The organism is Arthrobacter bambusae (assembly GCF_030812595.1).
GTDB classification, from domain to species: Bacteria; Actinomycetota; Actinomycetes; order Actinomycetales; family Micrococcaceae; genus Arthrobacter; species Arthrobacter bambusae_B.
Map to the genome: position 1 here is coordinate 21,658 of NZ_JAUSSZ010000016.1, position 25,438 is coordinate 47,095.

Sequence of the window (25,438 nt, forward strand, 5' to 3'; positions counted from 1 at the left end):
CACTTGGCCGTCTCCCCCGGGGAATTCGCATTCGAGGACCTGCTGCGCACGCTTGCGCCGCAGGTCCTTGGCATGCTCGTCCGCAGGCACGGCCACTTCGCCGAGTGCGAGGATGCCGTCCAGGAAGCGCTGCTCGAGGCCGCGTTGCAATGGCCGGCCTCCGGGGTCCCGGACAATCCGAAGGCATGGCTGCTGACGGTCGCCAACCGACGCTTGGTGGACCACTGGCGTAGCGAAAGCGCGCGCCACGCGCGCGAAAAACGCGCGGCCGCCTTGGAACCGCCGCTTCCGGAAGATCCCGACGCCGGTGCTGCCGCCGACGATACCCTCGCCCTACTTTTCCTGTGCTGCCACCCCGCTCTCTCGGCACCCTCGCAGCTGGCATTGACATTGCGGGCAGTGGGAGGGCTCACGACAGCGGAAATCGCCAGCGCATTCTTTGTCCCGGAAGCCACCATGGGCCAGAGGATCAGCCGGGCCAAGCAGCGCATCAGGAAAGCCGGAGCCCATTTCGAGCTCCCTGAGGCCGAGGAGCGCAAGGCGCGGCTCGGCGTCGTACTCCACGTCCTGTACCTGACCTTCAACGAGGGCTACGCGGCGAGTTCCGGGCCATCCATGCAGCGCGAAGACCTCACCGCGGAGGCTATCCGCCTCGCGCGGCTCCTGCGGGGGCTGCTCCCGGGCGAGCCCGAGGTGGGCGGACTGCTCGCGCTTATGCTCCTCACCGATGCACGACGCCGGGCAAGGTCCCTGCCGGACGGTATGCTCGTGCCGCTCGCTGAGCAGGATCGGCGGCAGTGGGACTCGACGCAGATCGCCGAAGGCCTTGCAATACTATCCACGGTGCTCGGCGTTGGGCGTCCGGGACCCTACCAGCTGCAGGCGGCCATCGCTGCGGTCCATGCCGAGGCACCCTCGGCGGACCAGACCGATTGGCCGCAGATCCTGGCGCTGTACACGGTCCTCGAAGCTATGGCTCCGAGCCCGGTTGTGGCGCTCAACCGCGCAGTTGCCGTGGCAATGGTTGAAGGGCCGCAGGCGGCCCTTCAACTGCTGGACGGGCTTGAGGAGGGACTGAAAGGCTGGCACAGGCTCGACGCCGTTCGCGGGCACTTGCTCGAAATGTCTGGGGAGCTTGTTGGCGCCCGGGAGTGCTTGCTCGCCGCGGCACGAAAGACAGGGAGCGTGCAGGAGCAGCAGTATCTCTTGGTCAAGGCAGCGAAACTCGGACAGTTGTCCACATAGGCAAAGGCATCTCTGTCCGGGGCCGCCGCGTCCTGGCGCCACGTGCTGCGGGCATAAGCTGGATTGGTGCAAATTTCGCTTTGGCTGGCCCTGGTAGGCGCCGGCACCCTGATCAGTTTCACTCCCGGCGCGGGCGCCATCTCCACCATGAGCAACTCGCTCAACTCCGGATTCCGCCGCTCCATCTGGGGAGTCCTGGGCCAACAGGCGGCACTGATCATCCACATTCTGATTGTTGCGCTTGGCGTAGGTGTCCTGGTCTCAAGCTCGCCCGTGGTCTTCAACGTGATCCGCTACACGGGGGCGGCATATCTCGTGTACATGGGCATCCGGCAGTTCCTGCACCGGCCGGACCTGGACAAGGAAAAAGTGGAAGCCCGGCGGAATGAGCCGGCCTGGTCCATGTTCCAGCGCGGGGTTTGGGTGAACCTGCTGAACCCCAAAGCGATCGTCTTCTTCTTGGCCTTCATGCCGCAGTTCATCCGCCCGGAACAGCCGCTGATTCCGCAGTATCTGATCCTCAGCGCCACGATCGTATTCATCGACATTTGCGTCATGTGGTTCTTCTTCGCCCTGGCAGCCCGTTCATTCCAACGGTTCACGCACAACGAACACGGGCAAAAAGTCCTCAACCGTACTTTCGGCGTGCTGTTCATGTCCGTGGGCGTGCTGCTCGCCGCCATCCACTAGTCGGACGCGGGGTCACTTACGGCCCATGCCGGGCCGGTTAATGGGCGCTAAGTGACCCCGCGTTGTCAGCAATCGATGCGGTAGAGCCGCGCACCACCAGCGAGCTCTCCAGCGTCAGCTGCGGCTGTTCCAGCTCACGGCCTTCCATCAGCCCCCGGAGCTGTTCGCCGGCTTTGAGTCCCAACGGAGTGGCCGGCAAATGCACACTGGTCAGGCTCGGGTTGCTCGTGGCTGAATAGGGCAGGTCGTCGAAGCCGGCAACCGCGAGTTCCTCCGGAATCCGGACCCCGGCCACCCGGGCTTCCTGCAATACACCATAGGCGTGGGTGTCAGTACCGCAGACGACGGCGGTGACCCCGGCGCGCTGCCAGTCCGGCCATGCGGCAGCGAAGGCAGCCGCGGCAGCGCCGACGTCGATGGTGGTGCTGATGATGTGCTTGTCCGCTACCGAAATCCCGCAGGAAACCGCCTCCTCCAAAAATGCCGTCCGGCGCACCTCGAAGGTGGCCGTGCCGGTCACGCTGTCCACGTAGGCAACTCGATTGTGCCCGGAGGCCGCAAGATGCGCGGCCAATTCACGGGCACCGTGGGCAACATCGAGGTTCACGGACGGAGCGTAACCTTCCAGGCCGGGGGCATCGAGAAGGACCAGCGGCCCGGCAACTGACAGATCCTCCAGAAAGCTTGCGTTGGGCGCATCCACCAGCAGGCCTGCAGGGCGAAGGGCCAGAAGCTTCCGGACGTCCTCCGCGCGGGGGAACTCGCCGGCGTCGGTCACGGAGAGCAGCAGCTGGTACTCGGAGCCGAGCGATTCCCGTACTCCGGCGATGACCTTGGCGAAGAAGGGGTTGGAAATGTCCGGCGCCACAAGGATCACAATCGAGCTCACGCCCTTGGCCAAGGAGCTGCCGATTCCGTCCACCACATAGCCAAGTTCGGCGATGGCATGGCGGACGCGCGAGATGTTCTCCTCGGAGACCCTGCCCTGCGTCTTCCCGTTGGCGACCAACGATACAGTCGCCGTCGAAACCCCTGCCATGGCGGCCACCATCGCTGCCGTGACGCGATGGGCGCGGCCCTGCGCCTGCTGCACTCGTCCCCCCGTTTCCATACAACGATCGTAACGGGGATCCGGCCAATTCCCACGCAACAAGGCATCAAGCGCTTGACGCAAAGATGCGTTAAGCGCTTGACGTAAAGCCCGAGCCAATGCCAGAATTCCCCTGAATGCTTTAACGCCCTGCCTCGGCAGGCCCCAATGACGTGGAGATGAACATGGACCCCAACCCCATGACCCGAGAACCCAAGAAGATCATCCTGGATTGTGATCCCGGGCATGACGACGCGGTGGCCCTGCTGCTGGCCTACGGCAACCCTGACATCGAACTTCTCGCCGTCACCACGGTGGTCGGAAACCAGACCCTCGAAAAGGTCACCCGCAACGCCCTTTCGGTGGGAACCATCGCAGGCATCACGGGTGTTCCCTTTGCCGCAGGCTGCGACCGTCCGCTGGTCCGCGCAATCGAGACCGCACCGGATATCCACGGCGACACCGGCATGGACGGCCCCGAACAGCCCCAGTCCACCATCGAGCTGGACCCGCGCCACGCCGTCGACCTCATCATCGAAACGATCATGGCCCACGAACCCGGCACCGTGACCCTGGTCCCCACGGCGGGACTCACCAACATCGCCATGGCCGCCCGCAAAGAACCGCGGATCGTTGAACGGGTCAAGGAAGTTGTCCTCATGGGCGGCGGCTACCACGTAGGCAACTGGAGTGCCGTGGCCGAGTTCAACATCATCATCGATCCCGAGGCCGCCCACATCGTCTTCAACGAAAACTGGCCAGTGGTAATGGTCGGCCTGGACCTTACGCACCAGGCCCTGGCCACCCACGAGGTCGTCGAAAAGATCGCCGCCATCGGCAGCAAGCCAGCCAAATTCGTCATGGAACTCATGGAGTTCTTCACCAAGACCTACCGGGACGCCCAAGGCTTTGACTATCCTCCGGTGCACGACCCCTGCGCCGTGGCCTACGTCATCGACCCCACCGTCATGACTACCCGCAAGGTCCCGGTCGACATCGAACTGCAGGGCAAGCTCACTCTTGGTATGACCGTGGCCGATTTCCGCGCTCCCGCACCGGCCGACTGCAACACATCCGTCGCCGTCGACCTCGACCACGGGAAATTCTGGAACCTCGTCACCGACGCGATCATCCGCATCGGCGAGCCCGACGCAGGAGAGCCCACCGGCGCTCCCGCCACCGCTGCAGCCATCGCAGGAGAGGCCAAGTAAATGACTACCCTCATCAACGAAACCAAGACAACCCGCGGTAATATCGCCGCCCTCATGGTCGCCCTGCTGGCCGCCTGCGTAGCCTTCCAGCTCAACGCCTCCATGCTGAGCCCGGCCCTCGTGACCATGGGTAACGAGCTCCACACCGGCCAGGCAGTCATCGGCCTCTCCCAGACCTGGTTCTTTACCGCCGCGGCCTTGTTCTCACTGTTCCTGCCGCGCTTGAGCGACATCGTGGGCCGCAAGAAGATCCTGCTCGGCATGATGCTGCTCATGGCCCTCGGCTCGGTCATCGCAGCCATGGCGCCCGACGTCACGTGGCTCTTCGTGGGCCGCGTCGTCCAGGGCGTCAGCGGCCCTACCGTCCCGCTGTGCCTCATCATGCTGCGCTCCGCGGTCAACAACCCGCGCAAGTACGGAGCCCTGATGGGCCTCATCACGGCCGTCAACGGCGGCGTTGCCGGCGTCGACTCCTTCGTGGGCGGCTATTTTGCCGAGCACTTCGGATTCCGCAGCATCTTCTGGCTCATGGTTGGCCTCGCAGTCGTGGCCACGGCCTTGATCGCCTTCCTCGCCGGGGAGAGCAAGCCCGCCGCCGGCACCCGAATGGACTGGCTCGGTGTGGTCTTCATTGTCATCGCCGTGGGAGCACTCCTGACAGCCTTGAACGAAGGATCCAAGCTGGTCGGCGCGTTCTCTTCCGGAACGCTGATGTTGGCCATCGGGCTCACGGTAGTGGCCGTCGTGGCGTTCGCGGCCTTTTGGAGGACCGAAAAGCGCTCCAAGCAGCCCATGGTGGAGACTGTCCACCTTCGCCAGCGTTCCACGTGGGCGCCACTGCTGACCACCACCCTCGCCATGACCGGCATCTTCGCAGTCATCAACGGCATCGTCCCGGCATATGTCCAGGCCGCCGCGCCGGGATTCGGGGTTGGCCCCACTGAGATGTCGCTCATGATCCTCACACCGTACGCCCTCCTTGGCTGGGTGTTCGGGCCCATCAGCGGCAGGCTCGCGCCCGTGCTCGGCTACACCAAAGTCCTGCGCATCGGCATGCTGGGCAGCATTGCGTCACTGGCTGTCATCGCGTTCCTCGGACTCAACAGCCTGCCCCTCATGATCGCGGGAACGGCCTTGCTCGGGATTATGTACGCCGGTACGGTCAACATCATGCTCAACGGACTGGGAGTTGTCCTCTCCCCCGCCGGCAACCCCGGCTTCCTGCCCGGCATGAACGCCGGCGCTTTTAACCTCGGCGCCGGCCTGAGCTTCCTGGTGTTGCCGGCAGTCCTCGTGGCGACCTCGGCGCTCGGCGACGCCAAAGCCTCCTACTTGACGGTGGTCGTCGTCGGTTTGGCCATCACGGTTGCCGCCTTCGCGGCGTCGCTGCTCATCCCCAAGCCCCTCGAAGCCGAGGTTGAAAAGTGAACGGCAGGATCGTCGTCGTCGGGTCCTTGAACGCGGACCTCACCATTTATTGCGAGCGGCTCCCGCTCCCGGGCGAAACCGTCCACGGCAACGGTTTCGCCGTCAATCCCGGCGGAAAGAGCGCCAACCAGGCCGTCGCTGCGAGCAAACTGGGGGGCATGGTGAGGCTGGTCGGCGCGGTTGGAAACGACTCCAACGGCGACATGCTCCTTGCCTCCACGGAAGGGGCCGGCGTGGACGTTTCCCGCGTCCGGCGTTCCGCGGATGCTGCCACCGGCGTCGCGGTGATCGCGGTGGACGCCCATGGTGAGAACAACATCATCATCTCGGCCGGAGCAAACGGTACACTCGCCCCGGCGGACGTTTCGGCGGATGCATTCGACGACGCCGCGGTGCTGTGCCTCTGCCTGGAGGTCGGCCTCGAAACTGTGGAAGCTGCCGCCAAAACAGCGCACGACGCCGGTGCAACTGTTCTGTTGAACCTCTCGCCCTACGCCGAGATTCCGCAAAGCCTGGCCGCCTTGACCGATGTCCTGCTGGTGAACGCCCATGAAGCATCCATGTTCCTGGACAACGCCGACATGCCCCATCCGGGCGCGCACGCAAGCGCGTGGGAGCCGGTCAGGAGCCAGTTCGCTGAGCGAGGGCTGGAGCGGGTCCTCGTTACCCTCGGCTCGCATGGCTCGGCGGTGTTGGATTCCCTCGCCGCGCCGGGGGAACAGATCTCCCGGATCGCCCCTACCAAGGTCAATGCCGTGGATACCACCGGTGCCGGGGACGCCTTCACGGGCGCCGTCGCTGCCCGCCTCGCCGCGGGCGAAACCCTGGCCGAAGCCGCGGCGTTCGCTTCGGTTGCCGCCGCGCTCGCTACCACCAAGAAGGGCACCCAGGCCGCCTATCCCGGCGCGGAGGAGGTCCTGGAGCACTTGCGGATTTCCTAGGCACGGCGGTGCCGCCTCAACTTCCTACCAGTTTTCCGTTGCGGAACCCCGGAGTCCCGCGAGACGGCGGCGTCGACGGCAGTCAAAAGTGGTAGGAAGTTGAGGCCCCGTCTTTTTGACTAGCCAAGACGGGGTGGCATCCCCCATGCTTGCTCCATGTACTCAGCGTCGAGCCCATACCGCATCATCACCGTCTGTACGGGAAACATCTGCCGCTCCCCCATGGCGGAACTGATGTTGGCGGAGGCGCTCGACGCCGGAGGGCTGGGCGGGGCGGTTGCAGTGGACTCCGCGGGAACCACGTCATACGAGGCCGGACACCCCATCGATCCACGTGCTGCCCGTGTCCTTTCGGCCCACCGCATCCACTCTGAGAGTCACATTGCCAGGTGCTGGCGTCCGGAGTGGTTCCGGGAGCGGGACTTGATCCTGGCCCTGGACGTGGACCACTACGGCTGGCTGCACGAGACCGCCCCGAATTCGGAAACACTCGCCAAGATCCGGATGCTGCGCAGTTTCGATCCCTCCGTGACAGGCCGGAGCACCTTGGATCTGGGCATCGAAGACCCTTGGTACGGCGGCCACCACGACTTCGACGTCACGTGGAACCTCATCAAGGCCGCCGTGCCCGGCATTGTGGCCCACGCCCGGGCCGCCGTCGCCACGCAGGACTACGACCCGCAGCAGGTACGCTCTATTTCATGACCCCAGCACCCGTGATCATCGCTATCGATGGCCGGTCCGGCGCGGGAAAGACCACCCTCGCCGTCGAACTTGCCGCCCGCCTCCGCATGCATCACAAGGTGTCGCTGTTCCATCTTGAGGACATTTATCCGGGCTGGAATGGCCTTGCCGCGGGCATCGAGCGGTACGTCACCACCGTCCTGGCACCTCTGCGGCACGGCGACGCCGCCGAGTGGGTCCGCTGGGATTGGGAGAGACACTACGACGGCCGCAGGGAGGTGACGCTGCCCGCCGAAATCGTCATTGTCGAGGGCGTCGGGGCCGCCGCAAGCGCCGCCCGGCCCATGCTGGATGCCGTGGTTTGGGTGGACGCTCCCGACGACGACCGCCGGCACCGCGCGATGGCCCGGGACGGCAGCAGCTACGAACCGTTCTGGGACAGCTGGGCGGCCCAGGAGGACGAATGGCTGGAGAGCGACGGCGTCCTCGACCACACCGACGTGCGAGTAGTGAACCGGGCAGACGGCACCGCCCCGGGTGATGTCCTGCAGGCGCTGAACTACCTCCCTTCGCTCTCCCCGGTGCTTGCTCCCGAGCTCTCGGCGCGCCGCGGCTTGCAGCTCAAGGCCGAACGGATTGAGGCTACGCCGGACGCAGCGGCCCTGTTCCATGCGCTTTACGCCGGTTCTGCCAACGCCATCTGGCTCGATTCCTCCAATGCGTCCTCCAACACGGGCACAGCCCGCGACGCCGCAGCCGAGCGCAGCCGTTTCAGCATCCTCGCGGATGACGGCGGTTCCTTCGGCCAGGCCGTAATACACAGTTCCGGAACAACCCGGCTAAGCGCCGGATGCGCCACCGTGGAGACGAGCGGCCCGTTCTTCCGTTGGCTGGACACAGTGTGGGGCCGCAAGGCCTTGAAGGCGCCGGAAGGCTACGACTGCGAATTCACGCTCGGCTGGTTGGGCTACCTCGGCTACGAGCTGAAGCGGGAAACCGGGGGCGGCGACGTCCACGCCGCCACACCGGATGCAGCGTTGCTCTTCGCCGGCCGGGGCGTGGTGATCGACCACCGCGACGCCGCGGTGTGGCTGCTCGCCATCGATGCCCCCGACGCCGGCGATTGGCTTGGCCTGGCGCGCGAGGCCGTGTTGTCCGTGGCCGAAACCTCGAAGGCCCGGCCCTCAGCAACCGGCACACCGAGGCACTCGGCCGGGGATTCCGCCGTCGGGAGTCCCTCGGTGGGGCTCGAGTTCACCAGCCGCGACACCGAGGAAGAATACAAAAGCAAAATCACCGACGCCCAGCACCAGATAGCCGAGGGCAACACGTACGAGGTCTGCCTGACCACCACCGTGAGCGCTCCGGACCCTGGACTGGACCCGTGGGAGGGCTACCTCGCGCTGCGCAAGCGCAATCCGGCGCCGTTCGCGAGCTACTTGCGGTTCGGCGAGCTGACGGTGGCGAGCACCTCGCCTGAGCGCTTCCTCCGGATAACCTCCGACGGCGGGATGCGGGCCGAGCCGATCAAGGGCACGAGGGGCCGGGCCAACGATCCCGTCATCGACGAGGCTCTGCGGCGTGGCCTTGAATCCTCGATCAAGGACCGTGCCGAGAACATCATGATCGTGGACCTGCTCCGCAACGACCTGAGCCATTTCGCCGTGCCCGGATCCGTGACGGTCAGCCGGTTGTGCGCAGTGGAAAGCTACGCCACAGTGCACCAGATGGTGAGCACCGTTGATGCCCGGCTGCGTGCCGGAGCACCCCGGGCCGAAGCCGTTGCAGCCGCGTTCCCCGCCGGATCCATGACCGGCGCTCCGAAGATCAGTACCATGGACATCCTTGACGGATTGGAATCCGGACCTCGAGGGGTTTACTCGGGCGCGATCGGCTACTTCTCGCTCAACGCGGCGACGGACCTCGCCGTCGTGATCCGAACCCTGGTGATGAGTCCCGACGGCGACGGCGGACGCACGCTCAGTCTCGGGGTCGGGGGCGCCATTACGGCGGATTCGACACCCCAGGACGAATACGCCGAAATCCGGACCAAGGCCTTCGGGGTCCTCTCCGCCCTCGGCGCGGAATTCCCGGCGGGCTGAGGATCAGCCGTGTTCCTCGGTGCGTGCGCGGAGCGTGCGCACGTCGTTCCGGGTGATCGTGTAGTAGATCAGGCTGGCCAGGATTGCCCCCACAAACCATGAATACGGGCCTAGGCCCGAGCCTCCCGGCAGGAAGGCCTGCAGCCCGGGGACCAGGGCCAAAACACCCGCGACGACGGCAGCCGGAACCAACGCGGCGACGGCCTTGGGGTTCCAGCCCTTGGTGTAGAAATAGAGGCCGTTCTCGTCCTCGTGATACAGGTCCGAGACCTTGCAACGCTGGTTCCTGATGCGGAAGAAGTCGGTGAAGATGACCCCGAACAATGGACCAAGCAGCGCGCCGAGGCCACCCAGGAAGTAGACGATCACCACCGGGCTGCTGAAAAGGTTCCACGGCAGGATCACGATCGCGAGAACCGCGCTGATAAGGCCGCCGCGGCGGAAATCGATCCGGTGCGGGGCCACGTTCGCGAGGTCGTAGGAAGCCGAAACGAAGTTCGCCACGACGTTGATTCCGATCGTGGCCACCACAAACGTCACCGCGGCGATGATGGTGATCCACGGATTCTTGATCGCCTGGACAATCGCCACCGGATCGGTGATCACCTTGAACATGTCTTGGCCGCGGTACTGGTCTGCGGTGAAGTAGGACGCTGCGCCGGCCGTGACCACCACAGTGACCAAGGCGAAGGCGATGAAGTTCACGGGCAGGCCCCAGAAGTTGCCGCGCAGGATGGTCTTGCGGTCCGGTGCGAACCGGGAGAAATCGCAGAAGTTCAGGAGAAGTGCGGCGAAGTAGGTGACTGTGAGGGCGATGGCCGAGAAGAACTGTGTCAAGGCCGCGGGGCCGTCCAACGGAGCGACGCCGGGAATCGAGAGGCTGAACTTGCTGCCGGCTTGCGTCAGGATATAGACCGCGAGCGCGAACATGGCCACCCAAATGGCAGGACCGGCCCAGTCCTGGAACTTCCGTACCGTCTCCATGCCCCGCCGGATGACCAGCAGCTGGACAGCCCAGAGGACCAGGAATGCCGCCCAGCCGAGCGGCGTCAGGCCAAGGATGCGTGGCACATCCGGGGCGTCGAGAGAGCTCAACTGGGGCCAGACCGAGAACAGCAGCACCAAGACGGCTTCCGAGGCGAGCCACGTCTGGATGCCGTACCAGGCGATGGCGATCAGTGCCCGGATCAGGGCCGCGAGGTTGGCGCCGAAGAGGCCGAAGGACATCCGCGCCAGGACCGGATAGGGTACGCCGGTTTTCTGCCCGGCCGTTCCGGCGAAATTCATGAGGAAATAGACCAGGGTAATGCCGAGGACCAAGGCCAGGAAGACTTGCCAGCCCACCAGTCCGGTGATGAAAAGCCCGGCCGCGAAGGTGTAACCTGCAATGCTGTGGACGTCGCACATCCACAGTGCGAAGAGGCTGCGGACCCGCCAGTTGCGTTGCCGGGCCGGTGCAAGGTCCGCGTTCCACAGGCGGTCGCTGACCAATCGGCCCTCCGCCAGGATCCGGACTTTCTCGGGGTATTCGTCGCCGGGCTCGGGCGGCGCCTGCGCGGCCGGGGACTCGTTCTTCCGCGCCATGATGCCTCCGAACAACGCTTCCAAACATGCTTGGAACTCCAGAATCGCCCCATTGCGACGGGAAGGAAAGACCCCCGACGGGCGCCGGCGCATCGTCGCGTTAGCATTGGTTCAACCAGGTCCTACTAGGAGGGTGCATGCCGCACGTCGTTGACTTCGAGAATGTTTCTACTGTCGGATTGGAATCGTCTCCCGTTGCCGAGGCGCTTGCCGGACTGCGCGCCAACGAGGGCCGCTACTACCGGAACAAGTACGGCCACGTCTTCACAGTGAGCCCTGCTGGCGAGGTCCCGGAGGTGGTCGAGCGGGTGAGCCGCATCCTGAAGGAAGAGCGCGACATCGTCATCAGCTCCCGCCCGCTGGAAGCAACCGCCTTCGACGTCGACGGTTTGCGGATGGCCTACGTTTTCTACGAGTCGGGGCTCTCGATCAACGTCATGTACAGCATCGAGGCCGGCGGAAAGCGGGCGGTCGGCTTCAAGCTCGCTGACGGCATGGAGATTCCGGAAGAACTGGCATCGCGCTTCAAATTCGCCCGCCAGAAATCGAAGCTGGCAGGCGTTATCCGCGGCTCCTACTTCGTGATCAAGGGCGAGTACTAGCGTCCAAGTAGTCGGCACTCTATTTAGGAAGCCTACTGAATATGTACAGTGGCATGCATCCTATTCATTACCGCTTGGGATCGGTACGGGGAAAGACCGGGCCGGGCGGTTAGGGCAGGGCTGTGCCGGTTACCCCCGGAAGTCCGTGCCCCCACAAAAATTGGGGTTACAAATGAAAAAAATGCTCACGCCACTCGGTATCCTCTTCGTTGCCGTATTGGCGTTGACCGGCTGCGGTGGTTCCACGAATGCGGGAAGCACCGCTGCATCCACCTCGACGCCGACGCCTACACCGACGCCCACTCCGAAGACCTACACGAATGAGGAACTCGCTTCGATCATTGCGCAGTTGAAGGATGACCAGGGCAAACCGTTGACCGTCGTCCCTGCCGCGCAGCTCGACCAAGGCGTGATCGCGGCGAAACAGATGCTCAAGTCCGCCGTCATCACACCCCCGGCGTGCGCAGCCTTGGCGAACAGTAATGCGCAGGTGCCGGACGGGGCGACGTATGCGGCGGGGCAGAGTCTTTCTGCGGCCGACAAGTCCCTGACCGTAATCACCGCCCTGGCGGTGAAGGACCCCACCGTACTGGCGGGCCAGACGAAGAAGTCCGCTGACGCGCTGGCTCAGTGTTCGACCTTCACGATCGAGGCCGGAGGGCAGAAGATCACGACCCAGACCCAGCCGTTGCCCGAAAAGACCAGCGGGGAGCAGTCGATGGGGGCATTGACCACCCAGGTCCTGGCGTCCGGCCAGAAGTCGACCACACTGACGGTTACAGGGGTGAAGGGCAACCTCGGAGCCACAGCGGTCAAGACGGGCGCCTCGGTCACCGCTGACTCTGCGGCGGAACTGGTCAAACTGGTCAACGCCGTCCTCGGCTGACGGCCGGCGGAGGACTGAGGTCGCGAGAACCTTGCACCACGGGCCGTCCGCGGCTCAAGCGCCCAGGTTCAACATTTCGACGTAGCGGTCGATCATCATGTGTTGGCCCTTGATTTGGGAGATCCGCTCCGGGCTGGCGATCTCGCCGTCGGGCAGTTGTCCTGAACCGCCCGACGGCCCCAACGGAAGGATAATGACTGGCTTCGACGGCGTGTATGCGGCTAGGTCCGCGGAGCCTTCGATCTGGGCTTGGATGTTCTTGGCAACCACCGCGGCCTCGCGTCCCGCAACGCCGGCTTTGTTCGCGTCGATCGCCGAGATGTCGCCTAAAGCGTAGACGCTCTCGAAACCTGCGACGCGGAGTTCGGGGGTCACGTCCAGGTAGCCCTCCGCTGTCCGTGCGGCAAGGAGGTCTCCCGTCACATAGTCCGTCTGCGGGGCTATTCCATAGCAGCGGAACCAGATATCCGCCTCGATGGCGGCACCGTCCGTGGTGCTGACGGTGAACGTGGCAAATTCACCCGCAGGAACCGGAGGCATCTGCACCAACGGGCTCCCCAGAATTCGCCGTACGCCAAGGTCATCCAGCTGCCGGTTGACCTCAATACGCAGCCGGGGATCATATGGCCCGGGAAGGATATCCGGCGCCATATCCACCATCACAATGTCCTTGTCCGGCCACGCCGCCGCGATCTCGCCCGCAAATTCAAGCCCGACCGCCCCGGCGCCCAGGAGCATCACCCTGCCGGCGCGCTTGAGGTCGTCGTGGGCGGCCTCGTAGCGGGCGATTGCGTAAGTGGTGATCGCTCGGTCACTTTTGGCCGGGAAGGGATAGCTGGAACCGCTTGCGAGGACAATGTAGTCCGGCGTCAGCCTGGCACCTGACGCCAACTCGACTGTGTGCCCGTCTACTCGGACAGCACGGTCCCGCAGTACCGTGCCGCGCGCCAGCAGGCGGTCATAGGGGAGGAACATCCGCGGCAGGAAGTCGGGTTGGACTACAGCTCGGAGGGCCGCGATGTTGTGGACAAAAGCGTCCTTGGGCTCCACCAAGGTAACCATCGCGTATTGGTCCAGCGCCTTGGCTACGGAGATCCCGCCGTAGCCTCCGCCGATAACCACCACGGTGGGGTGCGGAGTGTGGTCGTTCATGGCAACTCCTTTGGAAAGAGGCTCGTACTGCTCGGACCGTGCCGTCCAGATCGTTTATGAAGCACAACGATTTAACATAAGCAATAATTTCCCGAGTGATAGGATTTTCCTGATGAGTCCTTCAACGCCAGGCACACAGTTGGGGTTTCTCTTGGCGCGCCACGGGCGCATCATGAATTCGCACCTCCGCCAGGCGCTGGACTCCTCCGGGCTCAGCCCAAGGCATGCTGTGCTGCTTTGCCGGCTTGACGAGTCAGGACCGGCCAGTCAGCAAGACCTCATCGATTTCCTGTCGATAGACGCCAGCGCCCTCGTGGCGGTCCTGAACGACCTTGAACGCGACGGCCTGGCGGAACGCCGCCGCGATCCCGCCGACCGCCGTCGTCATATCGTTGAAATCACCGCTGAGGGCAAACGCGCGGTGGCCTCGATTGACGTCGCCGTGGCCGACGTCGAGCGCGAAGCCTTCACCGGCTTCTCCGCCGAGGAGCTCCAGCAACTCCATGGGCTGCTGTCACGGATCCACGGCGATACCGCGGATGAGGCCTGCGCCGAGGACTGAGCCCTACTGGAGCGTGGCGGTCAATCGCGCCACGTTGTCCACGTATTTGGCAAGCATCGGCCGGTGCAGCCAGTCCTGCAGGGTCAGCTCCCGGCACATTTCCCGGTAACTCGACTCGACGGAGCGCATGCTGTCCACCGCTTCGGCCCCCAGAAGCATCACGGACACCTCCATGTTGAGCGAGAAGGAGCGCATGTCCATATTGCTGGAACCGAGGACGGCTACTTCCTCGTCAATGGTGAAGTGCTTGGCGTGCAGCACGTACGGCGCACGGTACAGGTAGATCCGCACCCCGGCCTCCAGCAGCGCCTCGTAGTAGGAGCGCTGCGCATGGTGGACCAGGAACTGGTCGCCCTTCTCCGACACGAAAAGTTCCACGTCGACGCCACGCTGGGCCGCCGTCGTGATGGCGTACAGCAGCGAATCGTCGGGCACGAAATACGGGCTACAGATGGAGATACGGTGCTGGGCCGAATAAATCAACGTGTTGAAAAGGCGCAGGTTGTTTTCCGTGACAAACCCCGGACCGCTGGGAACCACCTGGGCCGTCATCCCCTGTTGTGCCGTATGCACTGGCGCCGCCTGGACCGCGACCTGCAACTGATACTCGAGGGACTCGTCCGTTTCGCTGAGCCAGTCGGTGGCGAAGACAACGTTGAGCGTGGCAACGATCGGGCCCTCCATCCGCGCCATGAGCTCCACCCATTTACGCCCTGCGCGCCGATGCTTGGGGTTGTTGTAGGAGGGCTCGATCAGGTTCTGGGAACCCGTGAAGGCAATTTCGCCGTCGATCACCAGGATTTTCCGGTGGTTCCGCAAGTCAGGGCGGCGCCACTGGCCGTGGATGGGCAACAACGGCAACATGCGGCGCCACTGGATCTGGCCACGCCTGAGCCTGCGGACCAGTCTTCGGTAGCCGGGGATCCGCAACGTGCCGATGTGGTCGAACAGAAGACGGACGTTGACGCCGCGCGCTGCCGCGTTTTCCAACTCGGTGAGGAGCTCGTCTGTGACCGAGTCGCTGCTCATGATGTAGAACTCCGCGTTGACGAACTTCTTGGCTCCCCGGACCGCTTCCGCCATGGCCTTGATCGACTCTTCGTAGCCGGGCATCAGCTCCACCGAATTACCGTCGACCATCGGAAGTGAGCCGAGGCGTCGGTTCAGTTCGCCCGCCGACGTCACCCATTCGGGTCCCGAGTAGTTGCTGACGGCGTCGGCGAGCGCCGAGGTGCCCGCCCTCACCCGGTCATTGACTTGCTCCTGCTGTTCACGACGACGGCGGGACAAGCGGAAATTGCCGAACAAGAGGAACAGGACGAAACCAATGGACGGAACGAGGAAGACAACCAGAAGCCAAGCCATGGCGGTGGTGGGACGGCGGTTTCCCGGGATGACGCCCAGCAGGACGATGCGCAGGATGATCTCAACAACGGCCCACGCGCCGAGGAGCCAGGTCCACTCTGCCCCGAACTGAAAAGGAAACAGCACTCCACACCCCACGGTCAAATAACCAGTCAAAGAACCAACAGTGAGGCCAGCCTATCTGGCGCACCGCTCCCGGCTGTCCGCCCTGTGGGCCAGCACTAAGCTGGAAGCATGACTTTACCTGCCTCCACGGTCCTCGTTTTCCTGGATCCAGCGTTTGAAAACGGCCGCGTCGCCGATTCCAGCCAGCCGCAGCTCATGGCTACCGACCTCGGTGCCACCCGGGGTGACGGCGTCTTCGAGTCCTTGCTCGCCGTCGAGGGGCGTGCGCGGAAGGTGCAAGCGCACCTGAACCGGCTTGAGAGCTCAGCCCGCGCATTGGACCTCACCATTCCCGGACAGGACGTCTGGCGCCGTGCGATCGATACGGCGATCACCGAATTCCGCGATTCTTTCCCGGCGCCGAGTCCAGCCGAGGACGAAGTAGTCGTCAAGCTCCTGGTGACGCGCGGCGTTGAAGGCGCGTCGACTCCTACGTGCTGGATCCAGGCTTCGCCGTCACCCGCGGGCAGCCGCCGGCAGCGCGAGACGGGCATCGACGTCGTACTCCTTGACCGCGGCTTTGACACGGAGGCGGGCGACCGCGCCCCCTGGCTGCTGCTCGGCGCCAAGACGCTCTCCTACGCCGTGAACATGGCCGCACTGCGCTACGCGCACAAGCAAGGTGCGGACGACGCCATCTTCACCTCAACAGACGGCCGTGTTCTGGAGGGCCCGACGTCCACGGTGTTGCTGGCCCACGTTGAGACGGTCGACGACGGTGCCGGCTCGGTGCGCACGGTCAAGCGCCTCGTCACTCCGCAACTGGACAGCGGGATCCTCCCGGGCACTTCGCAGGATGCGCTTTTCACGAGGGCCAAGGCTGCGGGCTGGGAACTCGGCTACGGTCCGCTGGTCCCGGAAGACCTGTTCGACGCCGACGCTGTGTGGCTGATCTCAAGCATCCGCCTCATTGCACCCGTCAACCACATTGACGGCAGGGAGATCGGTACCCCGGCAATGCGCAAACAGCTGACCGCCGAACTCAACGAGCTGTTCGCGGGGATTGAGTAGCGCTTTCGCGGCCGCTATTGGCTGAGGATCTGCTCGCGGAGGATGTCGGCGTGCCCGCAGTGTTGCGCAAGCTCGCGCAACATGTGGAGGTACACCCAGCGCAGCGGGAGCGGGCCGCGTCGGTTGCCGTTGAGCATGTCGTCGAGTCCCAGGGACAATGTCGCCTGGCGTGATGCCTCGCATGCCTCTCGGTGTCCTTGCTGGACCGTAGCGATGGTGTCGTCCTCATGGAGGATGAAAGACTCGTCCGGCGTCGCGGGAATGCCGATCTCTGCACGGGAACGGCAGGTGATGGCTTCGTCGAACCAGACCCTCTCAACGAAGGTCGCGTGTTTAACGAGGCCCAGCAAGGTGGTCCTCGACGGCACCAATGACCGGCGGGCCTGTTCCTCCGTCAACCCGTTCAAACAGTCGTTGAGCGCGCGCCGGTGCTCGTCGATGAATGCCTCGAATTGGGTCCGAATTGGCTGGTTGAGGACGTCCTCGGTAAGCGTCACGGTTGCACCTATGTTTCCGTCGGGCAGGGATTCAGTCAGGATCGACGTGATCCGAGCTTAGCGTCCCTGGCCTGAGGGTTGTATGCCGTGGAATAGAATCCGATCATGCGTCTAGCGATCATCGGAGCGGTTCTCCTTGCGGCCGGTGGCGTCGCCGTCGCCACGGGCGCCCCTCCTGTGACGGATCTGATGGCACTCGTGGATCGAGTGGCTCCGATTCTGCTGTTCGTCGTCGCGATGACGGTTGTGACTGAGCTGTGCAGCGAGGCCGGAGTCTTCCTTTGGATTGCCCGCCGGCTCCGTTATTGGGGTCGCGGATACAGCATTCTCTTGTGGCTGTTCCTGGCCGCCTTCGCGACGCTGAGTACCGTTTTCCTTTCCTTGGACACGACGGCGGTGTTGCTGACCCCGGTGGTGGTCAGTGTGACGCGGCAAGCCGGGTTGCCGGCCCTGCCCTTCGCCCTAACGACGGTGTGGTTGGCCAACACGGCAAGCCTGCTGCTGCCCATTTCCAATCTGACCAACCTCCTGGCCCAGCACAGCCTTGGCGGTATTTCCCCGGGTGGCTTTGCCGCCCTGATGTGGGCCCCCTCCCTGGCCGCCGTCGTCGTGCCGCTGCTGTTCATCGCTATCGTGTTCCGGCGGGATCTGCGCAACCGCTATTCGAGGATCCCGGTCAGGCGGATCAGGCCGGATCAGCCCGCCGGCTCCGGGTCCAAGGCTGCGGCGCCGGACCGGGTTCTGCTCGGGTGCACCGCATTGGTACTGGCATTGCTGCTGCCTGCGTTGGTGTCCGGGGTGCCGGTATGGATCCCCGCCCTGGCCGGGGCTGTTGTGCTGGGCGTAGTATTCGCATTCCGGCGCCCCGGGGTTCTTTCGCTGTCGCTGATCCCTTGGTCCTTGTTGCTGTTCGCTTCCGGCCTCTTCCTGGTGATGGAATCGGCCAGGCACCTGGGGGCTCCTATTCTGCTGGGCCAACTGGCGGGACAAGGCCAAGGCTTTCCGGATCTGGTCCGGCTTGCCGCAACGGGAGCCGCCGGTTCGAATGTGCTCAACAATTTGCCTGCGTACCTCCTGGCAGAACCGTTGGCCGCGTCGCCAGTGCGGATGGCGGCGTTGCTGGTCGGGGTCAACGCGGGTCCGCTCATCACTCCGTGGGCGTCCTTGGCCACCCTGCTCTGGCATGATCGGCTCGCACGGATGAATGTCCTGATTACGTGGAGGGGATACGCGCTCTTCGGACTGATTGTTGCGCCTCTTACTGTGTTTGCCGCGGTGGCGGTACTGGTGGCCGCAGGGCACTAAATGCGATCGGCGGGTACCCGAAACCGGAGCCTATCGCCGGGCACGAAGAATCGGGACAGAATATAGAACAGTCCGGCCGCTATCACCGAAACCCCGAAGGAGAAGGATCTGCCCATGCTCAGTCTGCAGGATATCGACAACATCGTCCTCAACGGAGGGATTGTCGTGGACGCCGCCGGGCAGAAAATCGGTTCAGTGGAGCAGATCTTCACCAGCGGTGACTCCGGGGATCCGGCCTTTGTCACTGTGCGGACCGGCCTGTTCGGCATGTCCGAGTCTTTCGCCCCGCTCTCCGGAGCCAGCCTTGAGGATTCAGTGATCCGGGTGGCCTTCGCGAAGGACAAGGTGAAGAACGGCCCGCGCATCGAGAGCGACCGCGGCGTGATCACGGAGGCGCAGGAACAGGAACTCTACAGCTACTACGGGCTCGTGACAGAGGAATCCACTGAAGATGCCGGCACAGCAACCGGTCAAGGGGAAGTGCCGCTCGAAAACGAAGAGGACGCGAGCCGGCGCCAGGTGCGCCCGCAGATCGCACAGCCGCTCGACGGGCCGCCACCCCCGCCGCACCCTCACGGCGCCCCGCCGCATCCGCCGCACCCTCACGGCGCCCCGCCACATCCGCCGCACCTCCACAAGCATGTGCCCGTGCCCCCGCATCCGGGGCCGCCCCCGCCGCATCGGCCATCTGGGCCTTCGCCGGAACAGGGACATTAGGCGGCCGCCGGGTGCGGCGGGATAACCGCGGCGTGTTCGCCAGAGGATTTCAGCCGCCGGCCGTCACCCTTACCGCTGCTGCTCCCCCATCTGTAGAGGACGCCGTAGCGCCTGAATAAGGCCGCATCACCATGACCTGGACAGTGACCCGCCCGGGCTGCAGCTGAACAACGCGGGCATATGGCGTAGAGCAGTCGAAGGCCTGGTCCTGGGAGGGCAGGCCGGTTCGTGGATCCTGGCCGATGACCAGGTGGACATCCGAGGCGCCAACACAGGCTGCGCTCACGGTGTACGAGCCCGCGTCCTCCACCCTCGCACTCTTTCCAACCCGGCTGAGGGCGCTGTCCACTGCGCCGGAATCCTCCAGGATCACCCGCCCGGAGCCTGCCCCGAGAAGTTGCTTCGCCGCAACGAGGTTTCTCGGATAATACCGCTACGGATTTGGCTCCCCCATGACCCACCATGAATCCGAGTGTAGCGGGCAGCGTAATTTAGCTCGCCAACACTATTGTGCCGTCGCGGCGGCAGTAGTTAACTAGTTGCGGCCGGGCAAGCTGGATAGACGTCTGGTGCGCCGGTTCTGGGGCCGGCGCACCAGGCTCCCCAACTAACTCGCAGTAGGCGTCGTTCGGGTCCTCGAAGCGACACCTACTGCCGGCCAGCTGGGACCTGTCATGATCCGATCGGAGAAAGTGCCCTCACCAGACCGAAGAGGTCCTTGGGGTCATCAGGGTTGGCGACGAGGTCGATCTCCTCGAAGAAGTCCGAACCTTCAACGGCATCGCGGAGATACCGCAAGGCTGAAAAGTCCTCGATCGCGAAACCAACGGAATCAAAGATCGTGATTTGGTCCCTGGAGGTCCGGCCCGGCGCGTGCCCGCCCAGGACTTGCCAGAATTCCGTGACGGGAAAATCGGCGGACATTTGCTGGATCTCGCCTTCAATCCGCGTCTGCGGTTCGTATTCCACGAAGACGTCGCCGAGGCCCAGGATGGCCGCGTCGAGTTCCGTCTTCCCGGGGCAATCGCCCCCGATCGCGTTGATGTGAACACCCGGCGAAACCTGGTCTGCGGTCAGGATGGTGGCATTGGCCTTGTCCGCCGTACAGGTGGTGACAACGTCGGCACCCTCCACTGCATGGCCCGCCGAGCCTGCGATGGTGATATCGAAACCGAGCGGAGCCATGTTCCGGACGAACTTCTCCATCGCAGCCGGGTCGGTGTCCCAGATCCTGACAGTGTTAATCCCCAAGGCCGCCCGGAAGGCCAAGGCCTGAAACTCCGATTGGGTTCCTGTTCCGATCATCGCCATGGTCCCTGCATCGGTACGCGCGAGTTTCTTCGCGACCATCCCGGACGTAGCTGCCGTTCGCAGGGCTGTCAGCACTGTCATCTCTGCAAGGAACGTCGGGTAGCCGTTGTGGACATCGGAAAGGACGCCGAAAGCTGTCACGGTCTGGAAGCCGCGCGCAGGATTCGAAGGGTGCCCATTCACATACTTGAAGCCGTATGTTTCTTGGTCACTGGTGGGCATCAGCTCGATGACGCCAAAAGGCGTGTGACTTGCCACCCGCGGAGTCTTGTCAAAGGATTCCCACCGACGGAAGTCGTCTTCCAGGTACTGAATCATCTCCGCGATGATGGCCTCCGGGCCTCGCCCAGCTGTCCAACGAACCATATTGCGGACATCGACAAAGCGCGTCATGTGCGCTCCTTTCCCTCATAAGCACTGTTGCAATGAGGCTACGGAGGAGCGATATGCATCCACAATTGCCAAAGTACATACTTTTCATTGAAGACATGTACATAATGACGAGCACTGGTGCACATAATGCCCATATCCCCGCAAGCGTCACGCGGGCACTACCTCAAGACGGAGCTGAGCAACAGGCTGGTCTCGCTGTTCACGATCCCCTCGATCCCCCGGATCCTGCCCAGCACTTGGTCAAAGTCGCGGAGGCTTTCCGTGCGCAGCTCAGCCACAAGATCCCATCCGCCATTCGTCGTGTGCAGTGCCCAGATCTCGGGGAGACCCCTGAGCTGGCGAATAACCCTGTCGGCCGACCGTCCCTCGACGGCAATGAGCGCGATGGCCCTGATCGCAAGTGGATCGAGTTCATCGCGCACCCTCGCGGTAAAACCAACGATGGTTCCGGAGGAGACAAGGCGCTCGAGCCGGCTATTCACCGTGGCTCGGGCGACGCCCAGCTGACGGGCAAGGCTCGCCACTGACGCCCGCCCATCCTCCCGTAGGGCGGAGAGGAGCTGACGGTCGAGATCGGTGAGTGCTGCCATAAAGATAAACGTATCGCCCATTCCCCCAGCGGGCCCGAGTCCGTAGGGTATCGACATGAGCATCTACATCAGCCCCGACTCTGCTGCGTGGTCGCTGACGGCCATGGCGACCGGCGCCTCGGCGGGATCAATCGATGATGCGAACGGCATGTCCAACTTGGTGAGGGAAATCTACGAGACAGAAGGTTTCGAAGCCTTGTCAGGTGTGGTTTTTGCCTTGGCTCATCACAACAGCCTCTCGCTGCATGCACTCGCCACGGCCACCGGGATTTCCGTACACGAGTTGCTGGAAATCCGGAAGCATCAAGGTTCCCCTTTTCATCATTCCCCCACAGGCGTAGCGTCACGGTTCGACGCCCTCCCGCCCCGGATCCAGGCAAGCCTGGAACCGCTCCCTAATGAAACCGAAGCCTGAGGCCACCGGCTCCCAGCCTTCGCAAGCCTGACTGCCGTCCGGTTACGGAACATGACGACGGCCGGTGCTGCAGGCCGCCGTCGTGGATGTTATTTTCTTCTTGAGTAATGAGCACCAGCGCGAAGCCCTGACTTGCTGGTCGGCAACCCTCTCTCCGGCGGGGTGCCTCAGGTGACTACTCGGCGTATCGACACTTTCGAACTGCAAGCGTGACTGAGGAGCACCAATGCCTGAATCCACTGACGAAAAACTCTCCTACCGTCTCATCACGGGCCCTGACACGAAGGAATTCTGCGAGCGGATCTCCACCGCCCTCGCCGAGGGATACGTGTTGCACGGCAGCCCGGCTGCGACGTTCAACGGCACCGACGTGATCGTGGCGCAGGCAATCGTCCTGCCCGCGGCGATCGCGAGCGCGGATGCCGCCGTGGCGAATGCTGTAGACCAGCTCGATGAAGAGTTCGACGGCGAGGGCCACGCATGAGCTACGCAGGCGACCTCAGCCCGCACGACGCCTGGGCCAAGCTCGAACAAGGCGCCATCCTGGTGGACGTCCGCACGGAAGCCGAGTGGGCACATATCGGGATCCCGGCAACCGCATCCGCGGACAACAACCTCAAGGATCCCTTGTTCATCCAGTGGAACCTGGCCGGAGGAGTACCCAACACTCGTTTCATCGAAGAGCTGGCAAAGCAGGCTCCGGCGGCGGACGGGACCGAACTGGTCTTCCTCTGCCGCTCCGGCCAACGTTCCATCGCCGCCGCAATCGCCGCAACACAGGCCGGTTACACCGCCTACAGCGTCCTGGAGGGCTTTGAGGGCGAACCGGACCGCTACGGCGAGCGGACCGTGAACGGCTGGAAGAACCGTGGACTTCCGACGAAACTGGGGAACTAAGTGACTTTCAATCCTGACGCCGCCGGCTGGAGCCCTGACACCCAGGCCGTCCGCGGCGGTCTTGACCGCACCAACTTCCAGGAAACGTCCGAGGCCATCTTCCTGAACTCCGGCTTCGTCTACGAATCCGCCGCAGCCGCGGAGCGCGCATTCACGGGCGAAGACGAACGCTTTGTCTACTCCCGTTACGGCAACCCGTCCGTAGCCACCTTCCAGGAGCGCCTCCGCCTACTCGAAGGCACCGAAGCGTGCTTCGCGACGGCGTCGGGCATGTCCGCTGTCTTCACCGCCCTCGGGGCGTTGCTGGCTGCAGGTGACCGCGTGGTTGCAGCGCGTTCGCTCTTCGGTTCCTGCTTCGTCATCCTCAACGAGATCCTGCCGCGCTGGGGCGTCGAGACCGTCTTCGTTGACGGGCCGGACCTCGACCAGTGGCGTGCAGCCCTCTCCGAGCCAACAACGGCAGTGTTCTTCGAGTCGCCGTCGAACCCCATGCAGGAAATCGTGGACATCGCCGCCGTGAGCGAGCTCGCCCACGCGGCGGGGGCCACGGTCGTCGTCGACAACGTCTTCGCCACTCCCCTGCTGCAACGCTGCGGCGATCTGGGCGCCGACGTGATTGTCTACTCGGGTACCAAGCACATCGATGGCCAAGGCAGGGTCATGGGCGGAGCGATCCTGGGTACCAAGGAGTTCATCGACGGTCCCGTCAAGCAACTCATGCGGCACACCGGGCCATCGCTCTCCGCGTTCAACGCCTGGGTCCTGACCAAAGGCCTGGAGACGATGGCGCTGCGCGTCAATCACTCCGCGGCGTCTGCGTTGCGGATCGCCGAATGGCTTGAAGGACAGCCAGCCGTCAGCTGGGTCAAATACCCGCTGCTGAAGTCACACCCGCAGTTCGAGCTCGCTGCGAAGCAAATGAAGGCCGGCGGAACCGTGCTCACCTTCGAGCTGCTCCCCTCTGCGGGGCGATCGGCGAAAGAGGCCGCCTTCGCGCTGCTGGATGGGCTCGCCGTCATCGACATCTCGAACAACCTCGGCGACTCCAAGTCGCTCATCACCCACCCCGCCACCACCACGCACCGTGCCATGGGTCCGGAAGGCCGCGCAGCCATTGGCCTGAGCGACGGCGTCGTACGGCTTTCGGTGGGGCTGGAGGATGTGGACGACCTCATCGGGGATCTGGAGCGCGCCCTCAAGCAGGTCTAGCCCGGCGCTTCGCGCCAATCCTGGCGCACCCAGGTGAGGACGGGCTGCGGCTTGGTGTCGCTCTCGTCCTTCTCTGAGCGCATGGTGATCTGAACGGCGTGCTCGACGACGGCGGCCAGCCCGGCGGCGTCGGGCATGCCCCCGTTGCTTTCGCTCCAGCGCTCGGCAACTCCACGCTGTTCGATGGCGCCGTTACCCCGGCTCAGGATGGCCGCCACGCCGGATTGGACCAAGTCGAATTCACCCTGTTCGGCGAGCACAGGTTCCAGATATTCCACCAACGACCACACGACGTCAGCGGCGGGCTCCGGGCGAAAGGTTCCAAAGTCCAGCAGTTCGGTGCGGAGTCCGAAGTTGCTGGCCTGCCAGGATGCCATCCGCAAGAGCGCCGTGGGCACGGCAGCTGGCTCTATCCCGGCATGGTACTCACGAACAGAAGTCTCAACCAAAGCCCTGACGAGCACCGCGATGAGGGCCGCATCCTCGGCCCGGAGGCAGACATCGGCCACCCGGACCTCGACCGTGGGAACGTGCCGGGAAAGCCTGGCGTCGAAGTACACCATGCCCTCGTCCAGCAGCACACCAGTTTCGATGAGCCTCCTGACAACCCGCCGGTAAGCACTCAAGGAACCGAAGATGGCTGACGGCCCCGAGGACGGCCAGCGATTCCACGCCTGTGTCCGGTAGCTCTCAAAACCCGTGGCCAACCCCCGCCAGTAAGGTGAATTGGCGCTGATCGCGGTGAAGACAGCGAGCTTGTCCCGGATGCGGTCCAGGATCATCACGCCTTCCTCGGGGGACTCGATCGCGGTGTGCACGTGGAATCCGCAAGTGAGCTGTTCATGCGCGGTGATGCCGAAGCGTTCGAGCATGATCGCGTACCGCGGATCCGGAGTGGTGTGCAGGGCAGCGTCCACGGGCGACGTGGCCAACGCAGCGATCCTCGCGCCGTGGTGCCGGGCGGCGTGGCTCGCGAGGCCCCGCGCCCTGCGGATCTGGTGCAGGAGCTCGGCATAGCTTCGGCATGGCCGGGTCTGGGTTTCGATCTGCTCAAGCTTGAGCTCATGGCTTAGGCCGGTATCGGGGCCGTCGGTCTCCTCAAAGGTAACGCCGGTCTCCGGGCCGTCATGGTCCGGGCCGTCATGGTCCGGGCCGTCGTGGTCCGGGCCGTCGTGGTCCGGGCTGCCGTGGTCTGGGCCCGAGAGGAGCGCGTCGGCAAGGGCGAGCGGCTCGCCGGTCACGGGATCGACGATCAGCAATTCCTCTTCCACACCAAAAGTGCGCACGGAACAATTGTGCGCCATGGCAGCCTCGCGGAGACAGTGGCGCGTCCGGGGTGGGTGTGGGCGTGTTGGCAGGGCGGGCTTGGGTCGGGGTTTGGCAGGG

At 64.2% G+C, this 25,438-nt stretch carries 26 protein-coding genes and 1 riboswitch; of the genes, 17 read left to right on the forward strand and 9 right to left on the reverse strand.

Annotated features, from left to right (window positions below; genetic code table 11):
• The first annotated feature begins 3 nt into the window (after window positions 1-3).
• Both J2S96_RS17355 and J2S96_RS17360 read left to right on the forward strand, forming a co-directional pair.
• Window positions 4-1,245: an RNA polymerase sigma factor gene (locus tag J2S96_RS17355; RefSeq protein ID WP_306866209.1), complete on the forward strand. Its 1,242-nt coding sequence runs from the start codon at window positions 4-6 to the stop codon at window positions 1,243-1,245.
• Window positions 1,246-1,311: 66 nt separating this feature from the next.
• Window positions 1,312-1,935 carry a LysE family transporter gene (locus J2S96_RS17360; protein ID WP_306866212.1) on the forward strand — a complete coding sequence of 208 codons (624 nt, stop codon included), beginning with the start codon at window positions 1,312-1,314 and terminating at the stop codon, window positions 1,933-1,935.
• A 37-nt stretch (window positions 1,936-1,972) separates the two neighbouring features.
• Here J2S96_RS17360 and J2S96_RS17365 read toward each other — a convergent pair whose 3' ends face one another.
• On the reverse strand, window positions 1,973-2,986 hold the full coding sequence (locus tag J2S96_RS17365; RefSeq protein WP_306866369.1) for a LacI family DNA-binding transcriptional regulator: 1,014 nt from the start codon (window positions 2,984-2,986) through the stop codon (window positions 1,973-1,975).
• A 224-nt stretch (window positions 2,987-3,210) separates the two neighbouring features.
• Between J2S96_RS17365 and uriH the strand changes: the two genes are divergently transcribed.
• The 5 genes from uriH (at window position 3,211) to pabB (ending at window position 9,391) form a co-directional block, all read left to right on the forward strand.
• Window positions 3,211-4,236, forward strand: coding sequence for a uridine-preferring nucleoside hydrolase UriH (uriH, locus tag J2S96_RS17370; RefSeq protein ID WP_306866215.1), 1,026 nt, complete (start codon window positions 3,211-3,213; stop codon window positions 4,234-4,236).
• Window positions 4,237-5,664: a uridine transporter UriT gene (uriT, locus tag J2S96_RS17375; RefSeq protein WP_306866217.1), complete on the forward strand. Its 1,428-nt coding sequence runs from the start codon at window positions 4,237-4,239 to the stop codon at window positions 5,662-5,664.
• Window positions 5,661-6,605 carry a ribokinase gene (locus J2S96_RS17380; RefSeq protein WP_306866220.1) on the forward strand — a complete coding sequence of 315 codons (945 nt, stop codon included), beginning with the start codon at window positions 5,661-5,663 and terminating at the stop codon, window positions 6,603-6,605. The genes uriT and J2S96_RS17380 overlap by 4 nt, the downstream gene beginning before the upstream one ends.
• Before the next feature lie 156 nt (window positions 6,606-6,761).
• Window positions 6,762-7,310, forward strand: coding sequence for a low molecular weight protein-tyrosine-phosphatase (locus J2S96_RS17385; protein WP_306866223.1), 549 nt, complete (start codon window positions 6,762-6,764; stop codon window positions 7,308-7,310).
• Entirely contained in the window at window positions 7,307-9,391 is a 2,085-nt protein-coding gene (gene pabB / locus J2S96_RS17390) for an aminodeoxychorismate synthase component I (protein WP_306866226.1), read from the forward strand. Before J2S96_RS17385 ends, pabB begins: the two co-directional genes overlap by 4 nt.
• A 3-nt stretch (window positions 9,392-9,394) precedes the next feature.
• Here the strand turns inward: pabB and J2S96_RS17395 are convergent, their stop codons facing one another.
• A complete protein-coding gene (locus J2S96_RS17395; RefSeq protein WP_306866227.1) occupies window positions 9,395-10,975 on the reverse strand; it encodes an NCS1 family nucleobase:cation symporter-1 in 1,581 nt (526 codons plus the stop codon).
• 137 nt (window positions 10,976-11,112) lie between these two features.
• Between J2S96_RS17395 and J2S96_RS17400 the strand changes: the two genes are divergently transcribed.
• Entirely contained in the window at window positions 11,113-11,577 is a 465-nt protein-coding gene (locus J2S96_RS17400; protein ID WP_306866229.1) for a phage tail protein, read from the forward strand.
• Between the two features lie 181 nt (window positions 11,578-11,758).
• Window positions 11,759-12,463 (forward strand): hypothetical protein, encoded by a 705-nt coding sequence (locus J2S96_RS17405; protein WP_306866232.1) that lies wholly within the window; start codon window positions 11,759-11,761, stop codon window positions 12,461-12,463.
• Window positions 12,464-12,517: 54 nt separating this feature from the next.
• Here J2S96_RS17405 and J2S96_RS17410 read toward each other — a convergent pair whose 3' ends face one another.
• Window positions 12,518-13,615 (reverse strand): FAD-dependent oxidoreductase, encoded by a 1,098-nt coding sequence (locus tag J2S96_RS17410; RefSeq protein ID WP_306866235.1) that lies wholly within the window; start codon window positions 13,613-13,615, stop codon window positions 12,518-12,520.
• A gap of 112 nt (window positions 13,616-13,727) precedes the next feature.
• Between J2S96_RS17410 and J2S96_RS17415 the strand changes: the two genes are divergently transcribed.
• Window positions 13,728-14,177, forward strand: a complete 450-nt coding sequence (locus J2S96_RS17415) for a MarR family winged helix-turn-helix transcriptional regulator (protein WP_306866238.1) — start codon at window positions 13,728-13,730, stop codon at window positions 14,175-14,177.
• Window positions 14,178-14,180: 3 nt separating this feature from the next.
• On the opposite strand, the gene cls is transcribed toward J2S96_RS17415, so the two are convergent.
• Complete coding sequence (cls, locus tag J2S96_RS17420; RefSeq protein ID WP_306866241.1) at window positions 14,181-15,668, reverse strand: cardiolipin synthase; 1,488 nt, start codon at window positions 15,666-15,668, stop codon at window positions 14,181-14,183.
• A 108-nt stretch (window positions 15,669-15,776) separates the two neighbouring features.
• Here cls and J2S96_RS17425 point away from each other — a divergent pair, with 108 nt between their 5' ends.
• The gene (locus tag J2S96_RS17425) at window positions 15,777-16,718 is read left to right on the forward strand and encodes an aminodeoxychorismate lyase (RefSeq protein WP_306866244.1); all 942 of its coding nucleotides are present in this window, start codon (window positions 15,777-15,779) and stop codon (window positions 16,716-16,718) included.
• Between the two features lie 14 nt (window positions 16,719-16,732).
• Here the strand turns inward: J2S96_RS17425 and J2S96_RS17430 are convergent, their stop codons facing one another.
• Window positions 16,733-17,215 (reverse strand): DinB family protein, encoded by a 483-nt coding sequence (locus J2S96_RS17430; protein ID WP_306866247.1) that lies wholly within the window; start codon window positions 17,213-17,215, stop codon window positions 16,733-16,735.
• A gap of 105 nt (window positions 17,216-17,320) precedes the next feature.
• Between J2S96_RS17430 and J2S96_RS17435 the strand changes: the two genes are divergently transcribed.
• Both J2S96_RS17435 and J2S96_RS17440 read left to right on the forward strand, forming a co-directional pair.
• The gene (locus tag J2S96_RS17435; protein WP_306866249.1) at window positions 17,321-18,520 is read left to right on the forward strand and encodes an SLC13 family permease; all 1,200 of its coding nucleotides are present in this window, start codon (window positions 17,321-17,323) and stop codon (window positions 18,518-18,520) included.
• A gap of 114 nt (window positions 18,521-18,634) precedes the next feature.
• Entirely contained in the window at window positions 18,635-19,237 is a 603-nt protein-coding gene (locus tag J2S96_RS17440) for a hypothetical protein (RefSeq protein ID WP_306866251.1), read from the forward strand.
• 49 nt (window positions 19,238-19,286) lie between these two features.
• Here the strand turns inward: J2S96_RS17440 and J2S96_RS17445 are convergent, their stop codons facing one another.
• From J2S96_RS17445 to J2S96_RS17455, 3 genes are all read right to left on the reverse strand, one after another.
• Entirely contained in the window at window positions 19,287-19,610 is a 324-nt protein-coding gene (locus J2S96_RS17445; protein ID WP_306866253.1) for a hypothetical protein, read from the reverse strand.
• 299 nt (window positions 19,611-19,909) lie between these two features.
• Window positions 19,910-20,941 (reverse strand): ornithine cyclodeaminase, encoded by a 1,032-nt coding sequence (locus tag J2S96_RS17450; RefSeq protein ID WP_306866256.1) that lies wholly within the window; start codon window positions 20,939-20,941, stop codon window positions 19,910-19,912.
• Window positions 20,942-21,099: 158 nt separating this feature from the next.
• The gene (locus J2S96_RS17455; protein ID WP_306866259.1) at window positions 21,100-21,531 is read right to left on the reverse strand and encodes an Lrp/AsnC family transcriptional regulator; all 432 of its coding nucleotides are present in this window, start codon (window positions 21,529-21,531) and stop codon (window positions 21,100-21,102) included.
• A 55-nt stretch (window positions 21,532-21,586) separates the two neighbouring features.
• On the opposite strand from J2S96_RS17455, the gene J2S96_RS17460 reads away from it, so the two are divergent.
• The 4 genes from J2S96_RS17460 to J2S96_RS17475 all read left to right on the forward strand — a co-directional run bounded on the left by J2S96_RS17460 (window position 21,587) and on the right by J2S96_RS17475 (window position 24,052).
• Window positions 21,587-21,946 (forward strand): hypothetical protein, encoded by a 360-nt coding sequence (locus J2S96_RS17460; RefSeq protein WP_306866261.1) that lies wholly within the window; start codon window positions 21,587-21,589, stop codon window positions 21,944-21,946.
• Between the two features lie 103 nt (window positions 21,947-22,049).
• Window positions 22,050-22,162, forward strand: a riboswitch (SAM riboswitch).
• 10 nt (window positions 22,163-22,172) lie between these two features.
• Window positions 22,173-22,430 (forward strand): DUF1737 domain-containing protein, encoded by a 258-nt coding sequence (locus tag J2S96_RS17465; protein WP_306866262.1) that lies wholly within the window; start codon window positions 22,173-22,175, stop codon window positions 22,428-22,430.
• A complete protein-coding gene (locus J2S96_RS17470; protein WP_306866264.1) occupies window positions 22,427-22,843 on the forward strand; it encodes a rhodanese-like domain-containing protein in 417 nt (138 codons plus the stop codon). Before J2S96_RS17465 ends, J2S96_RS17470 begins: the two co-directional genes overlap by 4 nt.
• Entirely contained in the window at window positions 22,844-24,052 is a 1,209-nt protein-coding gene (locus tag J2S96_RS17475; RefSeq protein ID WP_306866266.1) for an O-succinylhomoserine sulfhydrylase, read from the forward strand. It begins immediately after the preceding gene.
• On the opposite strand, the gene J2S96_RS17480 is transcribed toward J2S96_RS17475, so the two are convergent.
• Window positions 24,049-25,338 carry a glutamate--cysteine ligase 2 gene (locus tag J2S96_RS17480; protein WP_306866267.1) on the reverse strand — a complete coding sequence of 430 codons (1,290 nt, stop codon included), beginning with the start codon at window positions 25,336-25,338 and terminating at the stop codon, window positions 24,049-24,051. The genes J2S96_RS17475 and J2S96_RS17480 overlap by 4 nt on opposite strands.
• Window positions 25,339-25,438 lie beyond the last annotated feature (100 nt).

Coding starts and splice junctions, on each gene's coding strand:
- J2S96_RS17455 (WP_306866259.1), bottom strand. CDS start 21,531: ATGGCAGCACTCACCGATCTCGACCGTCAGCTCCTCTCCGCCCTACGG.
- J2S96_RS17470 (WP_306866264.1), top strand. CDS start 22,427: ATGAGCTACGCAGGCGACCTCAGCCCGCACGACGCCTGGGCCAAGCTC.
- uriT (WP_306866217.1), top strand. CDS start 4,237: ATGACTACCCTCATCAACGAAACCAAGACAACCCGCGGTAATATCGCC.
- J2S96_RS17410 (WP_306866235.1), bottom strand. CDS start 13,615: ATGAACGACCACACTCCGCACCCCACCGTGGTGGTTATCGGCGGAGGC.
- J2S96_RS17405 (WP_306866232.1), top strand. CDS start 11,759: ATGCTCACGCCACTCGGTATCCTCTTCGTTGCCGTATTGGCGTTGACC.
- J2S96_RS17385 (WP_306866223.1), top strand. CDS start 6,762: ATGTACTCAGCGTCGAGCCCATACCGCATCATCACCGTCTGTACGGGA.
- J2S96_RS17425 (WP_306866244.1), top strand. CDS start 15,777: ATGACTTTACCTGCCTCCACGGTCCTCGTTTTCCTGGATCCAGCGTTT.
- J2S96_RS17400 (WP_306866229.1), top strand. CDS start 11,113: ATGCCGCACGTCGTTGACTTCGAGAATGTTTCTACTGTCGGATTGGAA.
- uriH (WP_306866215.1), top strand. CDS start 3,211: ATGGACCCCAACCCCATGACCCGAGAACCCAAGAAGATCATCCTGGAT.
- J2S96_RS17395 (WP_306866227.1), bottom strand. CDS start 10,975: ATGGCGCGGAAGAACGAGTCCCCGGCCGCGCAGGCGCCGCCCGAGCCC.
- J2S96_RS17460 (WP_306866261.1), top strand. CDS start 21,587: ATGAGCATCTACATCAGCCCCGACTCTGCTGCGTGGTCGCTGACGGCC.
- J2S96_RS17365 (WP_306866369.1), bottom strand. CDS start 2,986: ATGGTGGCCGCCATGGCAGGGGTTTCGACGGCGACTGTATCGTTGGTC.
- J2S96_RS17435 (WP_306866249.1), top strand. CDS start 17,321: ATGCGTCTAGCGATCATCGGAGCGGTTCTCCTTGCGGCCGGTGGCGTC.
- J2S96_RS17465 (WP_306866262.1), top strand. CDS start 22,173: ATGCCTGAATCCACTGACGAAAAACTCTCCTACCGTCTCATCACGGGC.
- J2S96_RS17440 (WP_306866251.1), top strand. CDS start 18,635: ATGCTCAGTCTGCAGGATATCGACAACATCGTCCTCAACGGAGGGATT.
- pabB (WP_306866226.1), top strand. CDS start 7,307: ATGACCCCAGCACCCGTGATCATCGCTATCGATGGCCGGTCCGGCGCG.
- J2S96_RS17415 (WP_306866238.1), top strand. CDS start 13,728: ATGAGTCCTTCAACGCCAGGCACACAGTTGGGGTTTCTCTTGGCGCGC.
- J2S96_RS17450 (WP_306866256.1), bottom strand. CDS start 20,941: ATGACGCGCTTTGTCGATGTCCGCAATATGGTTCGTTGGACAGCTGGG.